A 6,000-nucleotide genomic window follows, 5' to 3' on the forward strand; every position below is an offset into this window, starting at 1 on the left:
TAAAAACAGTAATTTATTAAGAAATAAAAAAGTAAAAATACTTCCAAAAAAAAACGAAAATAAAAATCATTGTGTTTTTTACGTTGTTACGTTATAATGTAATTAAGGCTAAGGGATAAATACCTGCCAAAAATATCGTAATTTAAATACTAGTAGAAAATTTATTTTAGAAAACGAAAGGAAGTTGAACTCAATAATGACTGAAAAAAATGACATATTAGACCAAAAAGCTATTGAAGAAAAAGTAGCTAAAAAAACATCAAATAAGGTTTTCAGAGATGGATTTGATGACATTCAAAAGAAAGCTCTTAAAATCGACAAAAAAAGAAAGGATATGTTGAAAAAAAGGTATGAATTTATCGGTAAAACGGTAGCTAAAGAATTAGGCTATAATACCAGTGGTATTAATTCACCTAACTTTGATATTTTACTAGCCGCTGTTATCATGGGAGCTGAAGCATATAAAGAAAAATATCCCAATAATGTTAAGGAAGATATCAATAAAAAACGCCGAGAAGCATATTTGATTATAAATGACGACGAGAAATAATTTCTCTAAGCAAAAAGTACTAGGACCATGTATAATGATTGGTTTCTAGTACTTTTATTTTGGTTTAAGTTAGTAATTTACTAAAGTTGAACTGTTTAATTTTACTTTGTTTATCTTCATTTTTTACATCTCTTTGGTCTTTTGCCAATCGATTAGCGTTATATTTCGCAAACATAATTCTGTGCTATTGGGTATATTAGACACTGCTCTTTGCTTTACTGGTGGGAACATAAGAATTATGCTGAGCACTAACTTTACCATCAAAGCCTTTATGAATAAGATAAAAAGGCGAGGTCTATTTCATGACCTCACCTTTTATTTTTGGTATATTAGTCTCTCTTACGACGACCAGTCCAAGCAAGACCAATCATAGAACTTAAGGCAACTAAACTAGCACCTAAAGTTACACCAAAGCTGTCTTTTTCACCAGTTTGTGGTAAAGCACGTTGGCTACGGTTAGTGTTATCGCTAACTGTCTTCATGTTTACTTGCTTGCCTGTTGTGGCAGAGATAATTGCACCTGTCTTAGGATCGACCTTAACACCTTTAACTACTTTGGCATTTTGATCGTATACAACACCATCTTTAGCAAACCAGTTGCTGATGATTGTTCCATCTTCGTTCTTAACAAAGTTTCCTTCGACGTGTAACCCACTCTTCTTAGCAAGTTCCTTAGCTTGTTCAGCTTGCTTTTTAGCTAATTCTTGAGCTTTAGCTTCTTCTTCAGCTTTTTGAATTGCTAATAAGCTATCAAGGACACGTTGTGCCTTAGTTAATTGGTCCTTAGCATTGTCTAAAGCCTTCTTCTTTTCATCAAGAGTTTCCTTTGAATTATCAAAGGCTTGTTGTGCTTCAGTCACATTTGTTTGTGCTTGTTCTAATGCCTTTTGAGCATCTGCAAGCAATTGTGGAGCATTCTTTAAGTCAGAAAGCTTTGCTTGTAAGTCTTTCAACTTAGCTTGTTCGTCTGCCAATACCTTTTGAGCTTTAGTTACTTCACCTTGCTTGTTATCAAGGTTCTTTTGAGCTTGATCTAACGCTTGTTGAGCTTTCACTTGTTCGGCTTTTAAGTTTTCTAATGTAGCCTTGTCGTCTGCTAACTTAGTCTTAGCTTCGTTTAAGGCTTGTACCTTTTGTTTTGCTACATCTCCTGCGTTATCTAATGCTTTTTGTGCCTTAGATACTTCTTCTTTGTCCTTAGCTACATCAGTTGTAAGACTCGCTACCTTACCGCTTAATTCAGATAACTTAGTCTTGTTGTTTGCTAATTCTTTTTGTGCATCTTCTAAGTTTGTCTTAGCTTGGCTAAGTTCCTTTTGTGCTTTATTTAAGCTATCTTGTGCCATATCACTTGCAACATTCTTTGCGCTTTGATCTTGGTACAACTTAGTTAATTCGCTTTGAGCATCTGATAATGCTTTTTGTGCATTTTCTAAGTTCTTTGCCTTTTCTTGTGCATTAGCCGTAAATGAATTTAATGTATCAGTAGCTTGCTTCAAGGTATCGTTAGCTTTATTCAAGGAGTCTTGTGCATCCTTTTCTGCAGCTGTAGCAGTAGCTAAGTTAGTTGATGCTACAGCTGCGTTATTCTTAGCTGTGTCATTTGCACTCTTTGCTGAATCGTATGCAGCTTGTGCATCCTTTTGAGTTTGAGACGCTTGGTTTGCTTTTGTTTGAGCATTAGTCAAGTCTGACTTTTGTTGTCCTAAAGTAGTAGACAAGTCTTGCTTTTGTTGTAACAACTTATCGTTGGAGTTACTGTTACTGTATGGAGTTGTATTGTATTTTGAAAGTTTACTTTCATTTACATCCAATGTTGGTGCGTTGTATTTTACATCATCATAAACATATGCAGTGTTAAAATGCAAAGTTCCATCACTAGTCATAGTAACAGCAAATTGTTGTGGATTAGAATAAGTACCTGCAAACACGGCATTTGGTCCCACTGTACGAGAACCAGTAATATCTGATGTATGTCCATATTTTGATTCTGCATCGTTGAATAACATCATGGTGATACCGTCGTATACACCTTTTTTCAAGTTATCTAATGTTGTTGTATACTCTTTGTTCCTATCCATTGGATGATCATTAACATCATAAACATATCCGTAAACAAGATCTTCACCTATAGTAATTCCATATTCATTTCCAACCTTAACTAAGGCTTTTTTATCATGTCCAAACATAAGTCCGTCATCGATAACCATCCCATCATCCATATATGCTTGATCCACAGCTTTACCAAAAAGAATGCTTGCATCTGATGTTACTAAATCGTATGCTCCGACTTGGCGACGAATTGGGTTCAACAATGAAGCGGCGAATAAAGATAACTCCTTAATCGTTTCATTATCTAGTAAACCATTTTTAGCAATGTGAACGATTTTTGCTTGGTCAGCTTTGTTAGACTTAAATGTATTAAGACCATTGGATTCTTGCCAAGTTGATGAAAGGTATCCTTTAGAAATTTGATCTAATTTGTCAAAATTTGATAGCCGTTGTTCACCTAAATGCTTTTTCAATTCATCAATGTAACCATTAGGTAAAACAATAGTATTAACGTTGCCTAAAGTGTCGTTAACGTTGTCCAGTTCTTTTTGCGTGTTAGCAACTGCATCCTTAGCATTTTGTAATTCACGTTGAGCTTGTGAACTAGCATTTACTGCATTGTCTAAGGTTTTCTTTACGCTATCTAATTGCTTAGTTGTATCTGTCAATGCTTGTTGAGCTTTGTCATTTGCTACCTTAGCGCTAGATAAGTTTGCCTTAGCTACGTTTAAAGCATTATTCTTAGATGTTACATCATTTTTAGCATCTGCAACTGCTTTTTGCGCATCCGCAATGCCAGTATTATTAACAGCATTTTGAGCATCTGTCACGGCTTGCTTTGCGTTAGATACAACATTTTCTTGGGCTTTGGCAGCGTTATCAGCTTGTGCCTTTTCTGACTTGGCTGTGTCCGCTTTGGCTTGTAAGGAGTCTGCCTTAGCTTGTGCATTAGAAACACTCTTTTGCGCATCGTTGACCTTTGTTTGAGTAGAATCAACTTTCTTTTGAGTTTCAGTTACAGATTGTTCAGTAGAAGCCAATTCCCTTTCGTCAGAGACTTGCTTATTTTTAGCGTTTTCTAAGTTTTGTTGTGCTTTAGTAACACCGGCGTTGTCTACTTCCTTTTGAGCAGAGTCAACTGTACTTTGGTCTTTAGACACAACATTTTCTTGCGCTTTAACGTTATCTGTGGCTTTAGCAAGAGATACCTGTGCATCTTCTACGCCTTTTTGTGCGTGAACAACATTATCTTGAGCCTGATTAACTTGTGCTTTTGCAGAATCAACTACTTTTTCTTGATTTTCAATCGCACTTTCTTGCTTAGTAAGATTTTCAGGAGTAGCTTCCTTTGCATTATCTTGAGCGGAAGTTAAATTGTTCTTTGCGTCATTTAAGGAATTTGTTGCTTGGTTAAGCGTAGTAGCGTCTTTGTCATTTACGACTTGAGCTTGGTTAACCTGTGTTTGAACATCGCTAACATTCTTTTGAGCACTGTTAACATTTACTTGTGCTTGTTCAACTGTTTCAGCTGAAGTAACTTGAGTAGTTTTGTTTTGATTATTTGTAGGGACGGAAGTTACTTCATCAGCTTGTGCCGTTGTGGCAACCCCTGCACCTACGGTAGCTAATGCTACTGCAACAGTAGCGGTCTTTTTAGAAACTTTATTCATAAAAGCATCCTCCTATAAGATATAATTTACTTTCTTTATTTTTATTTACAAGTTAATTGTAGCTCAATTTCCGCTACAAGTCAAGGATTTTAAAAAGGAATTCAAAATAAAATTTAGATTACATTTCAAAATTCTATTTAAGACAAACTTGCGAGAAGATTCTATGTTTTTTTGCGTTAGGAAAAATCATTTTTCCTACACTTATATTATATAACGTTTCGTTATATAGAACAAGTGTTTTTTACTTAAAACCAAATAAAAAAGCAAGTGGTTCAAACACTCGCTTATCATTACGATTGTTTCAGAATTTTACCTTTACAAGATAGTCCCGAACTTCTTTGTCCGTTAGAAAAAGAATATCTAGCAGATGCATAAATTTGATGTTTTTTCTTGTAAATTTTTCTTTCCCGGGACTTTGTTCTCCTAAACTACTTCTGATTTGGATATTTAGACTACTATCAACGTTACTACGAACAGTCCATTTATTTCTTCCAAGTAGAAAATCTCGATTCATAAGTTTTAGGTCATCAAAAATTTCTTGCATTTTGGCTTGGATTTCCTGTTCCTTTTTTTCTTTGTATCGTTTTAATCCTGCTTGTTTTTCAACATGTGTAGCTAAAAAATCATCATTTAAAGATGTTGTACTAAAATCGCAAAAGATGATGATACCAACCTCAGGAATTGTAGCTGTTTCAGAATAATACATAAATGCTTGCCCGTCTAAAATTTCAACATTCGCAAGATGTGAAATCATATTATGCTCACCTGCATACCGAATACGGGCGTTAAAACCATCAATTTTAAATCTCCCTTGTAGATTTGTCCCCTTTTGTTTGATAAGGGAATTTCTGAAAATGGAAGTTTTATCTTTAGCATTGATTATCTTATTATCTAGCAAAATGATAGAAATGTTCTGATCTAATGCCCCGTAAAATGTTTTAAAGATTATATCGTCTTTTGCATCATCAACTGGCTTAAAGTGAAAATTAAATCCGTCAAGACCTGATTCGAAGTAGAAGTATGGTTCCATTTCTGAAATCAATGGGTATTGGCTCGTTATCTTTTGTACAAAAATACCACCGTCAAGTTCAGAAAACTGAATAACATCGGATAGCTTAATACCAACTTGTTGTGCAATTTTCATAGGTATTCTGATACCTAATGAGGAGCCCCATTTTGATACGTTGCTAAGTATACTTTGAGGTTCATTATTCTCCATAAAAACTCTCCTTTTCATTCGTTTATTACACTACTAATAATTGTTTAAATTAAAAGTAAAGTAAATCAAATTTATACGTTTATTATACAACTTATTTTTTTACTTTCCAATAAATAGTGATTTTTTAGGTTATTATTGTTCAGTTTAACTGATATACAATACGAATAGTTTCAATTAAAAATACAAGTATATATATATTATGTTTTGTCGTAAAATATACGACATTTATTCTTGATTATATCACTGATATTGTGTTACTTTTAATTTATGAAAAATGCGAATGTTGTTACCTAAAAATTACGTGCTCCTTCTTTTGGGATAGTCGTTAACTTTTAATTTTAGTGCTACATCTGTGTTTTTTAATAACTTATTGAAAGGGAGAATAAAATTTTATGAAGAATAAAATTGTTAAAAAGAAGCGTACTTTAAAGCTTAATAGGGCGTACAAAGGCGTTGCCACAGGTGCAGCCGTTGCTTTAGGTACTTTCTTTGTTTCCGTTAAAGCTAAT

The 6,000-nt window shown here is 34.0% G+C and carries 3 protein-coding genes; 1 reads left to right on the forward strand and 2 read right to left on the reverse strand.

Annotated features, from left to right (window positions below):
• Positions 1 to 196: 196 nt before the first annotated feature.
• Positions 197 to 550, forward strand: a complete 354-nt coding sequence (locus tag JCM10991_RS04345; RefSeq protein WP_025020676.1) for a hypothetical protein — start codon at positions 197 to 199, stop codon at positions 548 to 550.
• A 329-nt stretch (positions 551 to 879) separates the two neighbouring features.
• Here JCM10991_RS04345 and JCM10991_RS04350 read toward each other — a convergent pair whose 3' ends face one another.
• Complete coding sequence (locus tag JCM10991_RS04350; RefSeq protein ID WP_025020677.1) at positions 880 to 4,272, reverse strand: SEC10/PgrA surface exclusion domain-containing protein; 3,393 nt, start codon at positions 4,270 to 4,272, stop codon at positions 880 to 882.
• Positions 4,273 to 4,573: 301 nt separating this feature from the next.
• Complete coding sequence (locus tag JCM10991_RS04355) at positions 4,574 to 5,491, reverse strand: AbrB/MazE/SpoVT family DNA-binding domain-containing protein (protein WP_023858768.1); 918 nt, start codon at positions 5,489 to 5,491, stop codon at positions 4,574 to 4,576.
• Positions 5,492 to 6,000 lie beyond the last annotated feature (509 nt).

Source organism: Ligilactobacillus equi DSM 15833 = JCM 10991 (assembly GCF_000615765.1).
In the GTDB taxonomy this organism is placed as follows: domain Bacteria; phylum Bacillota; class Bacilli; order Lactobacillales; family Lactobacillaceae; genus Ligilactobacillus; species Ligilactobacillus equi.

Excerpts from the sequence above, each read along its gene's own strand:
- JCM10991_RS04345 (WP_025020676.1), top strand. The coding sequence starts at position 197 with ATGACTGAAAAAAATGACATATTAGACCAAAAAGCTATTGAAGAAAAA.
- JCM10991_RS04350 (WP_025020677.1), bottom strand. The coding sequence starts at position 4,272 with ATGAATAAAGTTTCTAAAAAGACCGCTACTGTTGCAGTAGCATTAGCT.
- JCM10991_RS04355 (WP_023858768.1), bottom strand. The coding sequence starts at position 5,491 with ATGGAGAATAATGAACCTCAAAGTATACTTAGCAACGTATCAAAATGG.